Raw genomic sequence first — 18,880 nt, forward strand, 5'->3', positions numbered from 1 at the left:
AAACTATGTTACATTAGTACAGTTACGGGTTGTCATCAGCAATGAAACAATACTGTAGGGTGAATCTGTCCAATACCTCACTCTTTACCCTGTTAGAGCACATAAAACAACACTAGCTATTACTGGTAAACTCCTACGAACACAAGAAGGCTCAAGTCATTCGAGTCTTGCTTGCTTTTGGAGTGAGTGTGTTACCACGCAGTAGAATATCGTAGTGCCTAGAGCGCTAGAGAGCCACATAGCAAGGTACATTTAATGTTTTTAATGGGGTGTGCGTTGGCTCTGAGGTTAACGCAGTGCAACTGATAGCTGACGGCTGACGGCTGACGGCTGACGGCTAATACTTTCACTTTCCTGAAGACGTAAAAAAACCCGTCACATTTCTGTAACGGGTTTCTCTTATTTGGAGCCTGGTAATGACCTACTTTCACATAACAAATGCTACACTATCATCGGCGCTGTTTCGTTTCACTACTGAGTTCGGCATGGGGTCAGGTGGGTCCAAAACGCTATTGTCACCAAGCAAATTTGGTGTAAGTTCGATTTAATCGAGCTTACTAAAATTTGGAATTCTGATAATAAAATGTCTTCAGTAATCTACTTTAGTTATATTAACTTCTTCGCTTGTTTCACTATCACATAAAACGCGTTTGGCGTTGTATGGTTAAGCCTCACGGGTAATTAGTACAAGTTAGCTTAATGGCTCACACCACTTCCACATCTTGCCTATCAACGTTGTAGTCTTCAACGGCCCTTCAGAGACTTTAAAAGTCTAGTGAGAACTCATCTCGAGGCCTGCTTCGCGCTTAGATGCTTTCAGCGCTTATCAGTTCCGAACGTAGCTACCGGGCAATGCCATTGGCATGACAACCCGAACACCAGCGGTTCGTTCACTCCGGTCCTCTCGTACTAGGAGCAACCCCTCTCAATTCTCAAACGCCCACGGCAGATAGGGACCGAACTGTCTCACGACGTTCTAAACCCAGCTCGCGTACCACTTTAAATGGCGAACAGCCATACCCTTGGGACCGACTTCAGCCCCAGGATGTGATGAGCCGACATCGAGGTGCCAAACACCGCCGTCGATATGAACTCTTGGGCGGTATCAGCCTGTTATCCCCGGAGTACCTTTTATCCGTTGAGCGATGGCCCTTCCATTCAGAACCACCGGATCACTATGACCTACTTTCGTACCTGCTCGACGTGTCTGTCTCGCAGTTAAGCTGGCTTCTACCATTACACTAACCGTACGATGTCCGACCGTACTTAGCCAACCTTCGTGCTCCTCCGTTACTCTTTGGGAGGAGACCGCCCCAGTCAAACTACCCACCAGGCACTGTCCGTAACCCCGATTCAGGGGCCAACGTTAGAACATCAAAACTACAAGGGTGGTATTTCAAGGACGACTCCACAAAAACTAGCGTCTCTGCTTCAAAGTCTCCCACCTATCCTACACATGTAGGTTCAATGTTCAGTGCCAAGCTGTAGTAAAGGTTCACGGGGTCTTTCCGTCTAGCCGCGGGTACACAGCATCTTCACTGCGATTTCAATTTCACTGAGTCTCGGGTGGAGACAGCGTGGCCATGGTTACACCATTCGTGCAGGTCGGAACTTACCCGACAAGGAATTTCGCTACCTTAGGACCGTTATAGTTACGGCCGCCGTTTACCGGGGCTTCGATCAAGAGCTTCTCCGAAGATAACCCCATCAATTAACCTTCCGGCACCGGGCAGGTGTCACACCGTATACGTCATCTTGCGATTTTGCACAGTGCTGTGTTTTTAATAAACAGTCCCAGCCACCTGGTCACTGCGGCTCCAATCAGCTTAGAGAGCAAGTCTCATCACCAATCGGAGCGTACCTTCTCCCGAAGTTACGGTACGATTTTGCCTAGTTCCTTCACCCGAGTTCTCTCAAGCGCCTTAGTATTCTCTACCTGACCACCTGTGTCGGTTTGGGGTACGATTCGGTATAATCTGAAGCTTAGAGGCTTTTCCTGGAAGTATGGCATCAGCAACTTCATCACCGTAGTGACTCGTCTCGTGTCTCAGCCTAACAGCAACCCGGATTTACCTAAGTCACTAGCCTACACACTTTCACATGGACTACCATCGCCATGCTTGCTTAGCCTGCTCCGTCCCCCCATCGCAATTATACCAAGTACGGAAATATTAATCCGTTTCCCATCGACTACGCCTTTCGGCCTCGCCTTAGGGGTCGACTTACCCTACCCTGATTAACATGGGATAGGAACCCTTGGTCTTCCGGCGTGCGGGTTTTTCACCCGCATTATCGTTACTCATGTCAGCATTCGCACTTCTGATACGTCCAGCATACCTCCCGGTACACCTTCAACCGCTTACAGAACGCTCCCCTACCACTCAGAATAAATTCTGAATCCGCAGCTTCGGTGCATAGTTTAGCCCCGTTACATCTTCCGCGCAGACCGACTCGACCAGTGAGCTATTACGCTTTCTTTAAAGGATGGCTGCTTCTAAGCCAACCTCCTGGCTGTCTGGGCCTTTCCACATCGTTTCCCACTTAACTATGACTTTGGGACCTTAGCTGGCGGTCTGGGTTGTTTCCCTCTTCACGACGGACGTTAGCACCCGCCGTGTGTCTCCCGGATATTACTTTACGGTATTCGGAGTTTGCAAAGGGTTGGTAAGTCGGGATGACCCCCTAGCCTTAACAGTGCTCTACCCCCGTAAGTATTCGTCCGAGGCTCTACCTAAATAGATTTCGGGGAGAACCAGCTATCTCCCGGTTTGATTAGCCTTTCACTCCTAACCACAGGTCATCCCCTAACTTTTCAACGTTAGTGGGTTCGGTCCTCCAATTGATGTTACTCAATCTTCAACCTGCCCATGGCTAGATCACCGGGTTTCGGGTCTATACCTTGCAACTATTCGCCCAGTTAAGACTCGGTTTCCCTACGGCTACCCTAATCGGTTAACCTCGCTACAAAATATAAGTCGCTGACCCATTATACAAAAGGTACGCAGTCACCCTCGAGGGGCTCCTACTGCTTGTACGTACACGGTTTCAGGTTCTATTTCACTCCCCTCACAGGGGTTCTTTTCGCCTTTCCCTCACGGTACTGGTTCACTATCGGTCAGTTGGGAGTATTTAGCCTTAGATGATGGTCCACCTATATTCAGTCAAAGTTTCACGTGCTCCGACCTACTCGATTTCACTTAAAATGCGTTTTCATGTACGGGACTATCACCCTGTATCGTGGCACTTTCCAGAGCCTTCCATTAACACATAATAAGCTTAAGGGCTGTTCCGATTTCGCTCGCCGCTACTATCGGAATCTCGGTTGATTTCTTTTCCTACGGGTACTTAGATGTTTCAGTTCTCCGCGTTCGCCTCGTTAACCTATGTATTCAGTTAACGATACCTGCAAGCAGGTGGGTTTCCCCATTCGGAAATCCTAGTCTCAAGTGCTTTTTACTAGCTTGACTAGGCTTATCGCAAGTTAATACGTCCTTCATCGCCTCCAACTGCCAAGGCATCCACCGTGTACGCTTAGTCACTTAACCATACAACCCAAACGGGTCTTTGTTTTGTGACAGTTTAACTTCGCCAGAAGTTAATATTGAATACTAAAGTAGATACCAATTAATCCGAGGATTAAATGGCACTGAATGATACTGCTATCATTCTTTTTTACTTTTGAAAACTCTGTACAAATACAATGTATTCATACGAATTTTATTATCAGCTTTTCCAAATTTTTAAAGAGCATATTAATTAGTAAACTCAAAGAGCAAACTAACTAACAATCATCTGTGTGGACACTACGAACAAATAAGTTCTAAATCGTATAAGGAGGTGATCCAGCCCCAGGTTCCCCTAGGGCTACCTTGTTACGACTTCACCCCAGTCATGAATCACTCCGTGGTAAACGTCCTCCCGAGGGTTAGACTATCTACTTCTGGAGCAACCCACTCCCATGGTGTGACGGGCGGTGTGTACAAGGCCCGGGAACGTATTCACCGCGTCATTCTGATACGCGATTACTAGCGATTCCGACTTCATGGAGTCGAGTTGCAGACTCCAATCCGGACTACGACGCACTTTAAGTGATTCGCTTACTCTCGCGAGTTCGCAGCACTCTGTATGCGCCATTGTAGCACGTGTGTAGCCCTACACGTAAGGGCCATGATGACTTGACGTCGTCCCCACCTTCCTCCGGTTTATCACCGGCAGTCTCCTTAGAGTTCTCAGCATTACCTGCTAGCAACTAAGGATAGGGGTTGCGCTCGTTGCGGGACTTAACCCAACATCTCACAACACGAGCTGACGACAGCCATGCAGCACCTGTATCAGAGTTCCCGAAGGCACCAAACCATCTCTGGTAAGTTCTCTGTATGTCAAGTGTAGGTAAGGTTCTTCGCGTTGCATCGAATTAAACCACATGCTCCACCGCTTGTGCGGGCCCCCGTCAATTCATTTGAGTTTTAACCTTGCGGCCGTACTCCCCAGGCGGTCTACTTAATGCGTTAGCTTTGAAAAACAGAACCGAGGTTCCGAGCTTCTAGTAGACATCGTTTACGGCGTGGACTACCAGGGTATCTAATCCTGTTTGCTCCCCACGCTTTCGTACATGAGCGTCAGTGTTGACCCAGGTGGCTGCCTTCGCCATCGGTATTCCTTCAGATCTCTACGCATTTCACCGCTACACCTGAAATTCTACCACCCTCTATCACACTCTAGTTTGCCAGTTCGAAATGCAGTTCCCAGGTTGAGCCCGGGGCTTTCACATCTCGCTTAACAAACCGCCTGCGTACGCTTTACGCCCAGTAATTCCGATTAACGCTCGCACCCTCCGTATTACCGCGGCTGCTGGCACGGAGTTAGCCGGTGCTTCTTCTGTCAGTAACGTCACAGCTAGCAGGTATTAACTACTAACCTTTCCTCCTGACTGAAAGTGCTTTACAACCCGAAGGCCTTCTTCACACACGCGGCATGGCTGCATCAGGCTTGCGCCCATTGTGCAATATTCCCCACTGCTGCCTCCCGTAGGAGTCTGGGCCGTGTCTCAGTCCCAGTGTGGCTGATCATCCTCTCAAACCAGCTAGGGATCGTCGCCTTGGTGAGCCATTACCTCACCAACTAGCTAATCCCACTTGGGCCAATCTAAAGGCGAGAGCCGAAGCCCCCTTTGGTCCGTAGACATTATGCGGTATTAGCAGTCGTTTCCAACTGTTGTCCCCCACCTCAAGGCATGTTCCCAAGCATTACTCACCCGTCCGCCGCTCGTCAGCAAAGTAGCAAGCTACTTTCTGTTACCGCTCGACTTGCATGTGTTAGGCCTGCCGCCAGCGTTCAATCTGAGCCATGATCAAACTCTTCAATTAAAAAGTTTTATGTCTTTCGACAGCTCAATGAATTCTGAATTTATTTAATATCTTTCGATATTGAATTGACTGTGCTGCAATTCCTACCTAAGTAGTTATTGCTGTTGGTCACTCAGTTTCAATTGAGACTCTAAATTTGTTTGCCTCACTACCTAAGTAGCTTGGCTGTTAGAACTCAATCTGTACGAGTGCCCACACAGATGATTGCTTTATATTGTTAAAGAACGTTGCGATTAAAGCGTTAAACTTTATCTCGCTAGGGCTGCGCATATTACGCTTTCCTATTTTTTTGTCAACACTTAATTTTGTTAAACTTGAAAGTTTTCAAAACTAAGTTTTACTCGACTCACTTAGTAGCTCGTGCCTCGCTATGCGTTGCGTTCTGCCGTCTCAGTGGGGTCGCATTATAGGGAGATCCGAAAACAGATCAACCCCTTTTTGAAGAAAACTTGAAATAAATGACTGTTCGCTGGATATTTGAACGATAGGTGCTAAAAACACAACATAACTATCAATTTATTAACAATAAACGCGAAACTTAAGCTTTTAACCGTTATATCTACTTGAATAAGCTTTATTAAAACACTCGCAACTAAGATGATCATAATGATCACTAGCAATAATCTACCCGAATAGATCCCATATATAACAAAGTCTGGAAAATAAGACGCTGCAGCTAGCATACTGTTAATGTTACTACGGTGAATTGAAGTAGGTAAGAGTGATACCACAGTATTAATAAAATCACGGCTATTAATAGTGCCTACCTGAAGGTGGCTTTTGTTTATGTGTATTAGCAAAGCCTTAATATAAGTAGGAGTTACTGTTGCTCTATTTTAGGCAAAATAAAGCCCCGCATTTGCGAGGCTACTATTTATGCTACACCGTATTGATCCCGGTAAGCTTTTACCGCGGCTAAATGCTCATCCATAGTTCCTTGGAGCTCTAGGTAACTAATTAAATCAGCCAATTTAACGATAGAAGTAACTTGGGTATTAAAGTCACGTTCTACTTCTTGTATAGCAGAAAGCTTTGCTTTACCTTTTTCTTGACGATCAAGTGCAATTAAAACACCACTTAAATCTGCGCCATTATCCGCAATTATTTCCATTGACTCGCGAATAGCTGTACCGGCGGTGATCACATCATCAACTAACATGATCTTACCTTTAAGCTCAGATCCAACTAAGCTACCACCTTCACCGTGTGCTTTTTTCTCTTTACGGTTAAAACAATAAGGTACATCTTTATTATAATGATCAGCTAACGCAACTGCGGTTGTTGTTGCAATTGGAATACCTTTATAAGCAGGACCAAATAGTACATCATATTCAATTGCTGCATCTTCAAGTGCCGCTGCATAAAAGCGACCTAAGCGCGCTAAGTCACGACCTGTATTAAACAAGCCCGCATTAAAGAAGTAAGGGCTTGTACGGCCAGACTTTAAAGTAAACTCGCCAAACTTTAATACCTGCTTTTCTAAAGCAAACTCAATAAACTCTTTTTGATATTCTTTCATTGCCAGTTACCTATTTATGCTAGTGCTTGCTTTTGTACATCAATAATTTCACGAATTGAATGCTTAGCGAGTGAAAGTAGCTCATCAAGTTCGTCAAACGAGAAAGGTTCACCCTCAGCGGTTCCTTGTACCTCAATAATTTTACCGGTTTCAGTTAAAATTACATTCATGTCAGTTTCAGCGTCAGAATCTTCTAGGTATTCTAAATCGCTAATCGCTTGGCCTTTATATATACCAACAGAAATAGCAGCGATCATATGTTTAAGCGGGTTTGAGTTAATCATCCCTTTTGCACGCATATACGTTAGTGCATCAACTAGCGCAACGCATGCACCGCTGATAGACGCTGTACGTGTACCACCATCAGCTTGGATTACATCACAATCAATAGTAATTGTGTTTTCACCGAGTGCTTTTAGATCGATTGCTGCACGTAAAGAGCGAGCAATCAGACGCTGAATTTCCATTGTACGACCGCCCTGCTTACCTCGCGTTGCTTCACGACTATTACGTGTGTGTGTTGCGCGCGGTAACATGCCATATTCTGCGTTTACCCAACCTTTACCTTGGCCTTTCATAAAGCGTGGTACGCCAGCCTCAACTGTCGCAGTACAAAGTACCTTAGTGTTGCCAAACTCTACCAATACTGAACCTTCAGCATGCAAAGTGTAGTTACGTGTAAACGTAACCGGTCTAATTTGATTAGGTGTTCTTTCGCTTGGACGCATTGACGATCCCCTTAATTCTGAATTTGCCACATTATATGTTGATGTGAATACAGATGCCATGTTGATTTATATTAAAGTGTGTTTAAAAAACACTCAGCAGTGTTAAATTTTCTTTAGAGCTTGGGCAGTGTTACGGTATAATAATCGTAATATTGTATTTAAAAATGTAGGAAAACATCCATGATCCACAGTATGACAGCTTATGCGCGTCGCGAAATAAAAGGCGAATGGGGCACTGGCACGTGGGAAGTTCGCTCAGTGAACCAACGTTATCTTGAAACCTTTATTCGTGCACCAGAGCAATTTCGTGGCATGGAGCCCGTTATACGCGAGCGTCTGCGTAAGCACTTACAGCGTGGTAAGGTCGAAGTTTTCTTAAAATTTGTAGCAAACCCTGCACATGTTGGTGAATTATCAATTAATCAATCTCTTGCTGAGCAGCTAATTAATAGTGCTAAGTGGGTACAACAACAAAGCAATGGTGATATCAATCCTGTTGACATTTTGCGTTGGCCTGGCGTGATGGAAGCGCAAGAAATTGATATGGATAGTGTAAATACAGCACTCATTACTGGGCTTGACCAAGTAATTGAAGACTTTAAATCTGCACGTGGTGATGAAGGTGCAAACCTTGAAGAAATGATAACTACACGATTAACCGCCATTTTAGAGCAAGTTGATATTGTTGAAGCACACATGCCAGAAATTACTAAATGGCAACGTGAAAAGTTAGTACAAAAACTTGAAGATTTAACAACAAATATTGATGAGTCACGTCTTGAACAAGAACTGATTTATCTTGCACAAAAGCAAGATGTAGCAGAAGAACTTGATCGTTTAAAATCGCACGTTAAAGAAACACGTAAAATTTTGAGTAAAGGTGGTGCTTGTGGTCGTCGTTTAGATTTTATGATGCAAGAGTTTAACCGTGAAGCAAATACCCTAGCTTCTAAATCAATCAACAGCGACATCACCAATGCTGCAGTTGAGCTAAAAGTATTGATAGAGCAAATGCGTGAGCAAATTCAGAATATTGAATAACAAACTATAACGTTAGAAAAGGCCATGATTATTCCTAATTATGGCCTTTTTTATTCCTGTTTATAAAAGTGTGCTTAGAGAGGTTTTTAAGGTTTCAAACTTAATAGGCTTGGTAAGTACTTTATTAATACCGACCTTGAAGCACGATGCCTTGTCATCGGTTGAAGCATTGGCCGTTAGTGCAAAAATAGGAATATCACTTAACAGCTCATGGCGTATATGTTGCGTGGCGCTTAATCCATCCATGGTTGGCATCATGATATCCATTAAAATTAAATCGAAATGCTTGAGTTTCAAAAACTCAATTGCTTCTACTCCATCATTAGCAATCGTGACTTTGTGATTTAGCTTTTGTAAAAACGCCTTAATAAGTACTTGATTGGTTTTATTATCTTCAGCAACGAGAACTGATAGTACAGGCTGTTCTGATGAAAGCTCGGGTTTAGTTTCATCAATAATCGCTTCTTTAAATGGCAATAAAATAGTAAACGTACTACCTAGCCCTAACTGCGTTTCAACATTAATAGAGCCGCCCATAAGTTCAATTAGATTTTTTGAAATACTGAGGCCTAACCCTACTCCTTCATTTTTTCTGTTTATACCTTCGTTAACTTGTCGAAACGGCTGAAATATAAAGCTTAGATCTTTCTTTGCAATGCCTACCCCTGAATCTTCGATAGTAAATTTTAGTTTGTCATCTACAATATTTACACATAATGCAATATGTCCTGAGTGAGTAAACTTGAATGCGTTGCCAATGAGATTAAATAGTATCTGCCCCAGCCTAAATTCATCACCCATAATATAGGTAGGGATATCGTCATTAATCGAAACTGAAAAAATAATATCTTCACTGTCTTCAATAATATGCAATTGCCCAACAATATTCTCAATAAGCAGCTTTACATTTAGCGGTTTATTGGCGATTAATACAGTCCCTGATTCAATTTTTGAAAAATCTAATACGTCGGTAATTAATCCATAAAGAATATCAGCACTAGAGTTTGCATAATTCAGCCATTGGCGTTGCTCTTGAGTTAAATCGGTATCTATTAATAACTCTATCATCCCCATAATCGCATTCATGGGGGTCCTTATTTCATGCGACATGATGGTTAAAAATTTTGTTTTTGTTTTACTGGCTTCCTCAGCTTTAAGCTTTTCATTTTCAAGTGCAGTCTCTCGCTCTTTTGAGACTGTGATATCTTTGGCAATACCTAAATAGCCAATGAAATTTCCGTTTTCGTCAAATTGCGACTTACCATTAAGCGATACCCACAAAGGTGTCGATGCCTTAACCTCAAACTCAAAACCATTAAAATCCTCATGCTCAGCTATTAAAGCAGCAAAAGCTTGCCATTTTAGTGTATTTCTTTGCTCATTTTTAGTGCGCAAAGACTCTATGGTTTTATTAATAAATGTTTTCGCATAGGTATTATCTTCCCTTTCCAGATTGTTAACGCTGGTAAAAGTCATATCTGGCTCGGTTCGCCAAAACCACTCACTTGCTAATTCTTTAAATAAAGTAGAAAGCTGAGAAAATTTATCAAGTAGTAAAACAGATTGATGAGTTTGTTCATGTAGCTTATTTAATTGGAGAAAAGCGTGGAATACTTGCTGAAGAAATAAAATTATTGAGTGTGAAGCTAAAACATTATGGTTAATTTTGTTACTCACATGAGTGAAAATAAATAAGCATTGTTCTTTACCCGTATCAATCCCGATTAACAGCGCTGTATTTTTATTCTGATTATTTGCCTCTGCTGATAAAGTAACTAATTGTTCTGGCAATGGATTGCAACTAAATGAGTAACCTTTTTTTAAAGCCTGAATAAATGCAGCACATGGTGGCCAAGTTTTCTCATAAAAATCGATGTTAGTTGTGCCTATAGTTAAAAAATGATGATGTGTTTTTTTTAAAACAATGCAGTCTTGGTATTGAAGTAATGGCTGCAGTAAAGCTGACATAGTAGCTAAAATATCAATTTCATCATCACACTGATGCAATAACGCTAACTGCTTCTGTAGTTCCGTAAGCGTAATTAATTCATTACGTTGCATACTCATTCCCTCAGCTAAAATGCATCGCGTTTTGCAAAAAAATACCAAAATCGATGTTATGACTAATTAATATAGAACAAAATTTAATATAAATCATTGAGTTATTTTTATGGCAGGGTGGAATGATTTCTGCTTTATTAATATAAATAAATACATAAAGGCATAACCATGAAGATAGTATGTATTGGTGGTGGTCACGGATTAGCACAAGTGTTAAGTGCGATAAAACCCTTATGTAGTAACCTAACAGCAATTGTAGCAACTACCGATAATGGTGGTAGCACCGGTCGCATTAGAGCCGATCAAAATTGTATCGCTTTAGGTGACATAAGGCGCTGCTGTGTTCAACTTGCAGGTGAAAGCACGCAAGCCCAAGCTATGTATGAGCATAGGTTTATCCATGGCGATATGGCGGGTCATAGTTTAGGGAATTTAACACTATTGGGTTTAACCCAGCTAACACAGTCTCCCACTGAGGCTATTGCTGCTTTTAATCGTTTGCTTGGAAATAAAGAGACAGTTTTGCCTATGTCTGATCTACCTACAGATTTAGTAGCCGAGCTAAACAATGGTGAAAAAGTATTTGGTGAATGCGCGATTGATGCTCTAAATGAACTACCAAGTACAATCTACTTATCGAAAGCGGTGCCGCCAGCACCTGGTACTATTGAAGCTATTTTAGATGCCGATTTAATAATTATTGGTCCAGGTAGCATCATTACTAGCGTGATGCCTGCTTTTTTAATTACAGAAATCACTGAAGCAATAAAAAAAACCTCTGCGTGTAGAGTATTTATTGAAAACACAGCGCAAGAAAGCAGCGTGATGCAACATACAAAAATTGCCGGCATTGACTGGTTACAGAAGAAGCTCGCCACTAAAGTATACGATTTAAGTATTTCTCCTTCTGCCATTATTGAAATTTTACAACAGGGAGAGAAGTATAAGGAAACAGGCAAGCATTTACATAATATTAATGAACTAAAAAATGTATTTTCAGAGTTATTAAAAAGCTCTTTTAATACTGAAAAACACGCTTAATGATTTTGGGTAAGTTCTCTCATATGTTCGAAGGTTTTTTTACTTTGTGCATCAGCTAACTTTAAGAGGGTTACAACCTCAGTGTTTAAACCATTGACCTTAACTTGCTGCTCAATAAGCTGGCACGTTTGCGCTAATCTTGTTGCACCAAAACTATAACCGCTACTTTTTAAGCTATGAGCGCACAGTTCAATTTCTGCGGCATCGGTTGAGGAAAGCATTTGCGCCACTAACTTTTTAGACTCATCAACAAAAACGTTTATCAGTTCAATGGCTGTGCTATCACCAACATCATACTTTAGTTGTTCTATTACAGATGTATCTATCATAATTTTCTTTTGGAGCTCATTGTGAATAATCAGATTATATTGTTTGTAGACTCTTCAATGATTGGTGGTATTGAAACTCATATTATAGAGTTATACAAGCTGCTTAACAAAAACCAGCTTAGTTGCTCGGTTTTATTTTATAAGAATCATGGGAATAATGAATTTTATGAGTTACTTGATAAGCAAAGCATACCGTATGATTTTCTGCAAGGTACACTCATTAGTTTAATCAAGCGGTTTCGCAGTTACGATCGCAATACAGTTATTCACACCCATGGTTATAAAGCCGGTATTTTAGGGCGTTTGGTTTGTAAAATCACAAATAAGCATTGTGTTAGCACTTACCATGCAGGAGAGGCTGGTACAGGAAAAATGTGGCTGTATAACAAATTCGATTTATGGCTTAGTTGGTTATCAACTAACTTTGCAGTGTCTGAAAAAATTAGTAAAACAATTAAAAACGCCCAATTACTGGAAAACTTCATCGCAATAGCCGAACCTCCCAGCACTGGTTTTGCACAACCGTTACTTAGAGTCGGGTTTGTTGGGCGCTTATCTTATGAAAAAGGCCCTGATATATTTTATGAGTTAGCTGAAAGTATGCAGACTAATAAACAGGTACAGTTTCACCTTTTTGGGGATGGCCCGATGCGTGATCGTATTCCACAATTAGACAACCTTCATTACCATGGTTTAACACCCCGAGATGATATTTGGCAACATTTAGATGCCCTACTTATTTGTTCAAGAGAAGAAGGCCTGCCTATGACGCTTCTAGAAAGTATGGCGCATTATAAAATTGTTATCAGCAGCCCTGTGGGCGCTATTCCTAGCATTATAAACAATGGAATTAATGGCTTTTTAATGAAATCAGCAAATACACTAGAGTGCCAACAATCGATAGAAGCATTACTTGCCTTGCCGGCAATACAAAAAAGTGAAATGGCACACTCAGCATACACTATGCTTGAAGAGCGTTTTTCAGGTAGAAAACAATTTAACTTGCTGCAAAGTGCTTATACAGCAAAAACATTATTATAAATTTTCTTCCCACCCTTTAATTTTTCGGTACAGGGTTGAAGGGCTTACATCTAAAAGAGCGGCAGCTTTGGGAATATTAGTTGCGCATATTTTTATGACCCGCTCTATATATTCTTTTTCGGCGATCCACAAAGCCTTAACCTCACTTTCAACCTGCGGTAACTCTTCAAACTCTTGAACTGGTAACGATGTATGTTGCTCTTTAACCAGCCCCTCGTTACCTGACTCTTTTTGCGGGCTTTGTGGCAATGCTGGTAGCATAGATACATCAATCCACTCTTGTGGGTTAAGCACTAAAATATTACGGATCACATTTTCCAGCTGCCTAACATTACCAGGCCAATCGTATTGTGCTAAAAAGTGCTTCACATCATCGGTTATCCCTTTATAAGGATGTTGCTCTTCCTTGGCTATTTTAATAAATAGCGCTTGCGCTATTTCGATAATATCTCTGCCGCGCTCTCTAAGTGGCGGCAACTCAATAGGAATAACATGTAATCTGTAATACAAATCTTCTCTAAATCGACCTGCCTCAACCTCAGCAAGCGGGTTTCTATTGGTAGCACAAACAAACCTCACATCAACCTTAACTTGTTTTTCGCTACCGACTTGTTGATAAGTACCTGTTTGAATAAAACGAAGTAATTTACTTTGTAAATTAATATCCATTTCACATAACTCATCTAAAAACAATGTCCCCCCATCCGCCTGCCCTGCGGCACCCAAGCGGTTTGCAATTGCTCCAGTAAAAGCACCTTTTAAATGGCCAAATATTTCACTTTCAATCAAATCTTTGGGGATAGCAGCACAATTAAGTGCAACAAAGGGCTTGTCGGCACGATTAGAGGCTTGATGAACTGCTCGTGCACAAAGCTCTTTGCCAGTACCACTTTCACCGGTAATAAATACCGTGGCTTTACTCGCTGCAGCAGAGCTAATAACTTGATACACCGATTGCATTTGCTTGGAGCTACCAATCAAGTCAAAGTAACGACCGTTTTCATAAATATTTTTATACTTGGTAACCGTTTGTTTTAAATCTTTTATTTTGAGAGTGTTGTTAATGGTTATACGAAAACGTTCTGCCTCTACAGGCTTTTCTAAAAAATCACTAGCGCCTAACTTAATCGCTTGAATCGCCATTTCTTTGGTAGCATGCCCAGTTAATACAACAACTTGCGGAAAATTATCAGGTTCTAGCTGAGCAAGAATATCCAACCCGTTCATATCGGGTAACATCACATCGAGTACGATCAGATCGGGTTTTATTTTATTAATAATATCAAGAGCGGTTGCCCCATCATTTGCCACTAGTGTGTTTACACCTGTTGGTAAAAGATAAGACTGATACATCATAGCAAGCGACTGGGTGTCTTCTACAATCAGTATTGTTGGTGGCATAATCCCATTCCTTTTAGCGACTCGCTAAGAATTATTTAGAGAAAAAATATTAACTTATGGATATTAAGTTAACTATACATAGTTAATTAAATCAAATTCAATTAATGATTATTAATGAGGCATCATCCACTTCTTTAGAAAGCGCAACCTGAGAATTTTTCCATAACGAGTGTGCAAAATCCTCTGCTGAGGAGCTTTGCATAGGGATGATTTTTTTTAATTCGGTCATTTCGTCTTTATCGGTAAAGCGGTTATCCGTCCAACCATCAGTATAAAGTATAATATGTTCAACATTATCAAGCTTGGCTTCATATAAAGTATATTGATGATCATTAGACAGCCCAAGCAATGGTCCGGTACCATTTAGCTGAGATAGCTCACCATTTTTACTGATAATAACCGGTGCGGGATGACCAGCATTGAGCCAATACAACTTATTATTTTCTAAAAAACAAATCATTAAAGTGACTAAGCTTGATTTACATAATTGCTGTTTATAAAGCGCATTATTGAGCGCAACGAGCATTTCTTGATACGCTAACCCGGTCGCTAAAAAGCCACTTATAAAACCTTTTATAGCAAAGCTTTCTTTGAGCGCTTGTAAGCCATGACCCATCATATCACCGAGTATAAAAGCAGTACCTTCATCATTAATTGGCATAAAAAAGTCACCGCCATTACCCACACTAATAGAGCCAAAAATATGCGCTGTTTTACCATGCCCTAAAAGCACTTTAGAAGGTGTTAATCCGAATGTACTTTGATAGGACAAGTATGCAAATCGATGAGTTACTCGATCTATGCTTTGTAATAACTTATTTTTTTTAACTGGTTTTATTAAGTAATCATCAACCCCTAATCGATTAATTTTACTGATCACTTCTTCGCTATCATCGCCAGTTAACATCACCACCGATAACTGAGATTTTAAATTCGATTTATTAAGCTTTTCCAGTAATGGCTCACACGTTCCTTGTTTAAGTTTATGATCAAGTAACAATATACTAGCATCAGAGGTTAAAATAGCTTGCCAGCCAGCCTCTATGTTTTCACAGGTGACGACATTAAATTTATCTTTTAGGTAGGCGCTCATTAATGCTAATTGAGTGACATCATCGTCGACATAAATAATACTCGGTCGTTTATCAATGTTAGTTAAGGGAAAAGAAAAATAGTTTTTTCCTGCTCGCGTGTCGTAGGTGGCATCCGCAAAGTAATGGCGAATAAGTTCAACCCCCATCCCTCCTTCTACCAGCTCAGCCGATGCTAATGTCCATGAAGAGTTGTTTTGTTTAAATAAATTATAAGGCTTAAGTTCATCTATAAAAGTTAATTGGTAAGTATCATGATTTATTTGGTTAATACGCAACATTATAAGCTGCTCATCGCCCTCATTATGGCGAATTAAGTTAGTTAGGTATTCGGTTGCGACTAAGCCTGCTGCATCCGCTTCATCTCGGGTCACCGATAAAGCGCCCAGTACATGCTTAAGTACTTGGCGTATTTCAGTTAAGGTCGGCCATAATAATTCAAAACGCCGCTCAAATAATATATCCATAAAAGTCTCAGTAATGTTTAAACAACCACTTTTGTTTATTTATTTTGCTGGTTAAAAAAGCGCACAGCCTTGGCCATTTTGGAGAGTGTCGTTGGAAGAGCAGTAGCATGCGCTCCCCTAAAGGAGCAAAGCTATGTTGACTTACCAGTAACTTTATATTGCTATGACCCGCTTGCTTAAGTTCTGCCACGCCTTGACATAACGACTCTTCATTATTAATACCTAGCGCAATAGTAACCAAGGTCAGCTCGCTACATAAGCTTAAAGAATGCAGTGGTACATTATTACGATTTAACTTTAATGCTGGCGACATATCCAGCAACACATAATCATATTCTTGCTTTAAACGCAGTACCGCTTCATTTAAAACATGTTTGTTTTTTGCTGAATCAATTGACTCTAAATTGTGAATTGTAAGTACTTCAATACCTTGATAAGGCATAACACTGAGCTGACAGGAAATATCATCAAAACGCCACAACTTAGTCAATGTTGGCAGCTGTTTGTCTAAACGAAACGAACTAATAGGGTTAAGGTCGATAACGAGTACTGACTTATTTTGACTTTTTAAACGTTGAGCAACACTAATACAGGCTGTGGATGAACCTTCGCCACCGTACAAAGAAATAAACGTCACGCACCGTGCTTCATCATCAATCAAGGTGTTACAGATGGTTTCTAGTTCATGATACTGCCCAGGTATCAAGTTCATAAGCTTATCACCAAAGCAATTATGGTTATAAAGTCGAGGAAGTTATCTTTAAATTGACTAATTAGGTCTTGACCTTTATCAGGGACATATAGCGTATCTCCAGCTCTAAGTACCGGAATATTGGCCGAGTTTGGAGACTTTATAAATTCCTCAAGATTAAACACGCGAGATTGTTCTTTACAGCATGAATGGTTAACAACCACTATTTTGTCAATGAGAGCTGAACTTGACGGCCCTCCAGCTTCAGCAAGCACATCTAAAATAGACATCGTATCATCAAAGTTATATCGACCCGGCTTTTGCACTGCCCCCATAATACGAACAACTCGCTCTTTAGGGGTACGTAACCAATCTTTGTCTTTTTCTGGAATAAATATTGTGTCGCCGGGTGACACATGAGGAAATAACGTTTCATCACCAGTTTCAAAATACATCGCTAAATCAAGTTTGCTCACTCGAGCGCGATTACCATTACGGTGCGTAACTCTAATATTACGAATATCCGCACTACCATTAGGACCATCTGCTGCTGCCAAAATATCAATAAAATGCATATTGTCATTGAACGCATAGCGCCCAGGGGAACCTACTTGCCCCATGATATAAATAGACTTGCTCGATTCTTGACGTATCCATTGCGATTTATTGTCTCCGGGGTCTACTGGTAACTCCTCAACAATAATAGTATCGCCAGCAATTAAACTCGGCAGCGCAATTTCACCGTTAGTAATGGTGTATTTTTCTAGATCAAATCGTTGGGTGACATCGCCATTTCGCAAAATTTTAATATCGTTCACGTTAGCCCCTTTAGTAGGGCCACCAGCATGCGCTAACAGATCAGTAAAGTCCATTTCGTCACTCCACTCATAACGACCAGGAGATTGAATAGCACCTATAATCTTAATCGCTCGTTTTGTCGGAATTTTTAACCAACTTTTTTCATTAACATCTGTTTTTTCAGGAACAAATATTACATCACCGGGGTTTAAATCGGGCACTTTAGCGGTGGTTAATCCCTCACTATAACCCTGTAAATCAAAAAGTATGCTCTCTCCCGCAGGGGTTAATATTTTTATTTGGCGTGTTTCTGCAAAGCGAGTTGGGCCCCCTGCATTTGCTAAAATATCTAAAAAGTTAGTACTGTCAGCAGCCTCATAGGCCCCCGGCTTTTGTACCTCACCCATAATATAAACCGTGCGTGATGTAGTATTTACATCATCCACCATAATCGGCACATATATGGTTGACCCTGCTTTTAGTAGCGGCATGTTGCTATCGGTAGGTTTATCTAAATATGCTTTTAAATCAAAAATAACAGGAGCTTTATCAACGATCACTCTAATTTTAGTTACATCCGCATAGCGAGTAACCCCTTCCGCACGCATCAGTGCATCTAGAAGAGTCATATTTTCTTTAAACGAAAAACTACCAGGGTTATGCACTTCGCCAAGCATAGTAATGGCACTGTTGTCGCTTGCATCCCCTGTCGCACTAAGTGTTTGTGCATCAAAATCAATTTGCACGTTACCAAGGAGCGGAGAAACAGGCACAAACACAGTATCTTCACTTTTAAGCTTTGGTAATAAATTTATGTCGCCTGAGTCTAAATATGCTTTGTAATTAAATTCAATTACTTCATCTTTGCGTCTTATTTGTAAACGATCGAGCTGTGCGCCAGGTCTTAAACCATTAGCCTTAGCTATCACCATCTGAATATTGCCATCATCAGGAATACTCACCTGTGAGGGCGTGATCACATACCCTAAAACATTAATAAATATGTCTCTGCTTCTAAGCTCTACATAAAAGTCATTTATAGCAACAAACAACTCTGCAAGAATAGGTTTAAGTTCTGCCTCTATTTGCGTAACCGTTTTATTACCGACCTGAAATTGCCCCACCTCAGGTATGTTAATTTGACCTTTTTTATCGACCTCAAAAGTTGTTTCAAATTCAACTTCCCCTGGGACATATAAAAACAGCTTGTTACCTGCTTGCACTATAGGCTCATCGGCTTTTTCAGCAAACGCAGAGCTTGATACTAAAAAGAAAAAAACGAAGACAGCAAAAATAAATCTCATAC

11 protein-coding genes and 3 rRNA genes are annotated in these 18,880 nt (G+C 41.1%); 3 read left to right on the forward strand and 11 right to left on the reverse strand.

Features of this window, described 5'->3' with window-relative positions; genetic code table 11:
• Positions 1-408 precede the first annotated feature (408 nt).
• The 5 genes from rrf to rph form a co-directional block, all read right to left on the reverse strand.
• Positions 409-523: ribosomal RNA gene (gene rrf, locus FLM54_RS14175) — 5S ribosomal RNA — on the reverse strand.
• A 137-nt stretch (positions 524-660) separates the two neighbouring features.
• Positions 661-3,545 (reverse strand): 23S ribosomal RNA (locus FLM54_RS14180).
• 285 nt (positions 3,546-3,830) lie between these two features.
• Positions 3,831-5,366, reverse strand: a 16S ribosomal RNA gene (locus tag FLM54_RS14185).
• Together the 16S, 23S and 5S rRNA genes form the textbook arrangement of a ribosomal RNA operon.
• 874 nt (positions 5,367-6,240) lie before the next feature.
• Complete coding sequence (gene pyrE / locus FLM54_RS14190) at positions 6,241-6,885, reverse strand: orotate phosphoribosyltransferase (RefSeq protein ID WP_178956694.1); 645 nt, start codon at positions 6,883-6,885, stop codon at positions 6,241-6,243.
• A gap of 14 nt (positions 6,886-6,899) precedes the next feature.
• The gene (rph, locus tag FLM54_RS14195) at positions 6,900-7,613 is read right to left on the reverse strand and encodes a ribonuclease PH (RefSeq protein WP_178956695.1); all 714 of its coding nucleotides are present in this window, start codon (positions 7,611-7,613) and stop codon (positions 6,900-6,902) included.
• A gap of 180 nt (positions 7,614-7,793) precedes the next feature.
• Between rph and FLM54_RS14200 the strand changes: the two genes are divergently transcribed.
• Positions 7,794-8,654, forward strand: a complete 861-nt coding sequence (locus FLM54_RS14200) for a YicC/YloC family endoribonuclease (protein ID WP_054202964.1) — start codon at positions 7,794-7,796, stop codon at positions 8,652-8,654.
• A gap of 60 nt (positions 8,655-8,714) precedes the next feature.
• Here FLM54_RS14200 and FLM54_RS14205 read toward each other — a convergent pair whose 3' ends face one another.
• On the reverse strand, positions 8,715-10,715 hold the full coding sequence (locus tag FLM54_RS14205) for an ATP-binding protein (RefSeq protein WP_178956696.1): 2,001 nt from the start codon (positions 10,713-10,715) through the stop codon (positions 8,715-8,717).
• A 168-nt stretch (positions 10,716-10,883) separates the two neighbouring features.
• On the opposite strand from FLM54_RS14205, the gene yvcK reads away from it, so the two are divergent.
• Entirely contained in the window at positions 10,884-11,756 is an 873-nt protein-coding gene (gene yvcK, locus FLM54_RS14210) for a uridine diphosphate-N-acetylglucosamine-binding protein YvcK (protein WP_178956697.1), read from the forward strand.
• Here yvcK and FLM54_RS14215 read toward each other — a convergent pair.
• Entirely contained in the window at positions 11,753-12,085 is a 333-nt protein-coding gene (locus FLM54_RS14215; RefSeq protein WP_178956698.1) for an Hpt domain-containing protein, read from the reverse strand. The genes yvcK and FLM54_RS14215 overlap by 4 nt on opposite strands.
• 21 nt (positions 12,086-12,106) lie before the next feature.
• Between FLM54_RS14215 and FLM54_RS14220 the strand changes: the two genes are divergently transcribed.
• On the forward strand, positions 12,107-13,126 hold the full coding sequence (locus FLM54_RS14220) for a glycosyltransferase family 4 protein (RefSeq protein WP_178956699.1): 1,020 nt from the start codon (positions 12,107-12,109) through the stop codon (positions 13,124-13,126).
• On the opposite strand, the gene FLM54_RS14225 is transcribed toward FLM54_RS14220, so the two are convergent.
• The 4 genes from FLM54_RS14225 to FLM54_RS14240 form a co-directional block, all read right to left on the reverse strand.
• A complete protein-coding gene (locus FLM54_RS14225; protein WP_178956700.1) occupies positions 13,121-14,527 on the reverse strand; it encodes a sigma-54 dependent transcriptional regulator in 1,407 nt (468 codons plus the stop codon). The genes FLM54_RS14220 and FLM54_RS14225 overlap by 6 nt on opposite strands.
• A 97-nt stretch (positions 14,528-14,624) precedes the next feature.
• Positions 14,625-16,085, reverse strand: a complete 1,461-nt coding sequence (locus tag FLM54_RS14230) for a SpoIIE family protein phosphatase (protein WP_138606337.1) — start codon at positions 16,083-16,085, stop codon at positions 14,625-14,627.
• Between the two features lie 7 nt (positions 16,086-16,092).
• The gene (locus tag FLM54_RS14235; RefSeq protein WP_178956701.1) at positions 16,093-16,797 is read right to left on the reverse strand and encodes an AAA family ATPase; all 705 of its coding nucleotides are present in this window, start codon (positions 16,795-16,797) and stop codon (positions 16,093-16,095) included.
• On the reverse strand, positions 16,794-18,878 hold the full coding sequence (locus FLM54_RS14240; RefSeq protein ID WP_138606335.1) for an SLBB domain-containing protein: 2,085 nt from the start codon (positions 18,876-18,878) through the stop codon (positions 16,794-16,796). Before FLM54_RS14240 ends, FLM54_RS14235 begins: the two co-directional genes overlap by 4 nt.
• Positions 18,879-18,880: the final 2 nt, after the last annotated feature.

The organism is Pseudoalteromonas sp. Scap25, assembly GCF_013394125.1.
Lineage (GTDB): Bacteria > Pseudomonadota > Gammaproteobacteria > Enterobacterales > Alteromonadaceae > Pseudoalteromonas.

Excerpts from the sequence above, each read along its gene's own strand:
- pyrE (WP_178956694.1), bottom strand. The coding sequence starts at position 6,885 with ATGAAAGAATATCAAAAAGAGTTTATTGAGTTTGCTTTAGAAAAGCAG.
- rph (WP_178956695.1), bottom strand. The coding sequence starts at position 7,613 with ATGCGTCCAAGCGAAAGAACACCTAATCAAATTAGACCGGTTACGTTT.
- FLM54_RS14200 (WP_054202964.1), top strand. The coding sequence starts at position 7,794 with ATGATCCACAGTATGACAGCTTATGCGCGTCGCGAAATAAAAGGCGAA.
- FLM54_RS14205 (WP_178956696.1), bottom strand. The coding sequence starts at position 10,715 with ATGCAACGTAATGAATTAATTACGCTTACGGAACTACAGAAGCAGTTA.
- yvcK (WP_178956697.1), top strand. The coding sequence starts at position 10,884 with ATGAAGATAGTATGTATTGGTGGTGGTCACGGATTAGCACAAGTGTTA.
- FLM54_RS14215 (WP_178956698.1), bottom strand. The coding sequence starts at position 12,085 with ATGATAGATACATCTGTAATAGAACAACTAAAGTATGATGTTGGTGAT.
- FLM54_RS14225 (WP_178956700.1), bottom strand. The coding sequence starts at position 14,527 with ATGCCACCAACAATACTGATTGTAGAAGACACCCAGTCGCTTGCTATG.
- FLM54_RS14230 (WP_138606337.1), bottom strand. The coding sequence starts at position 16,085 with ATGGATATATTATTTGAGCGGCGTTTTGAATTATTATGGCCGACCTTA.
- FLM54_RS14235 (WP_178956701.1), bottom strand. The coding sequence starts at position 16,797 with ATGAACTTGATACCTGGGCAGTATCATGAACTAGAAACCATCTGTAAC.
- FLM54_RS14240 (WP_138606335.1), bottom strand. The coding sequence starts at position 18,878 with ATGAGATTTATTTTTGCTGTCTTCGTTTTTTTCTTTTTAGTATCAAGC.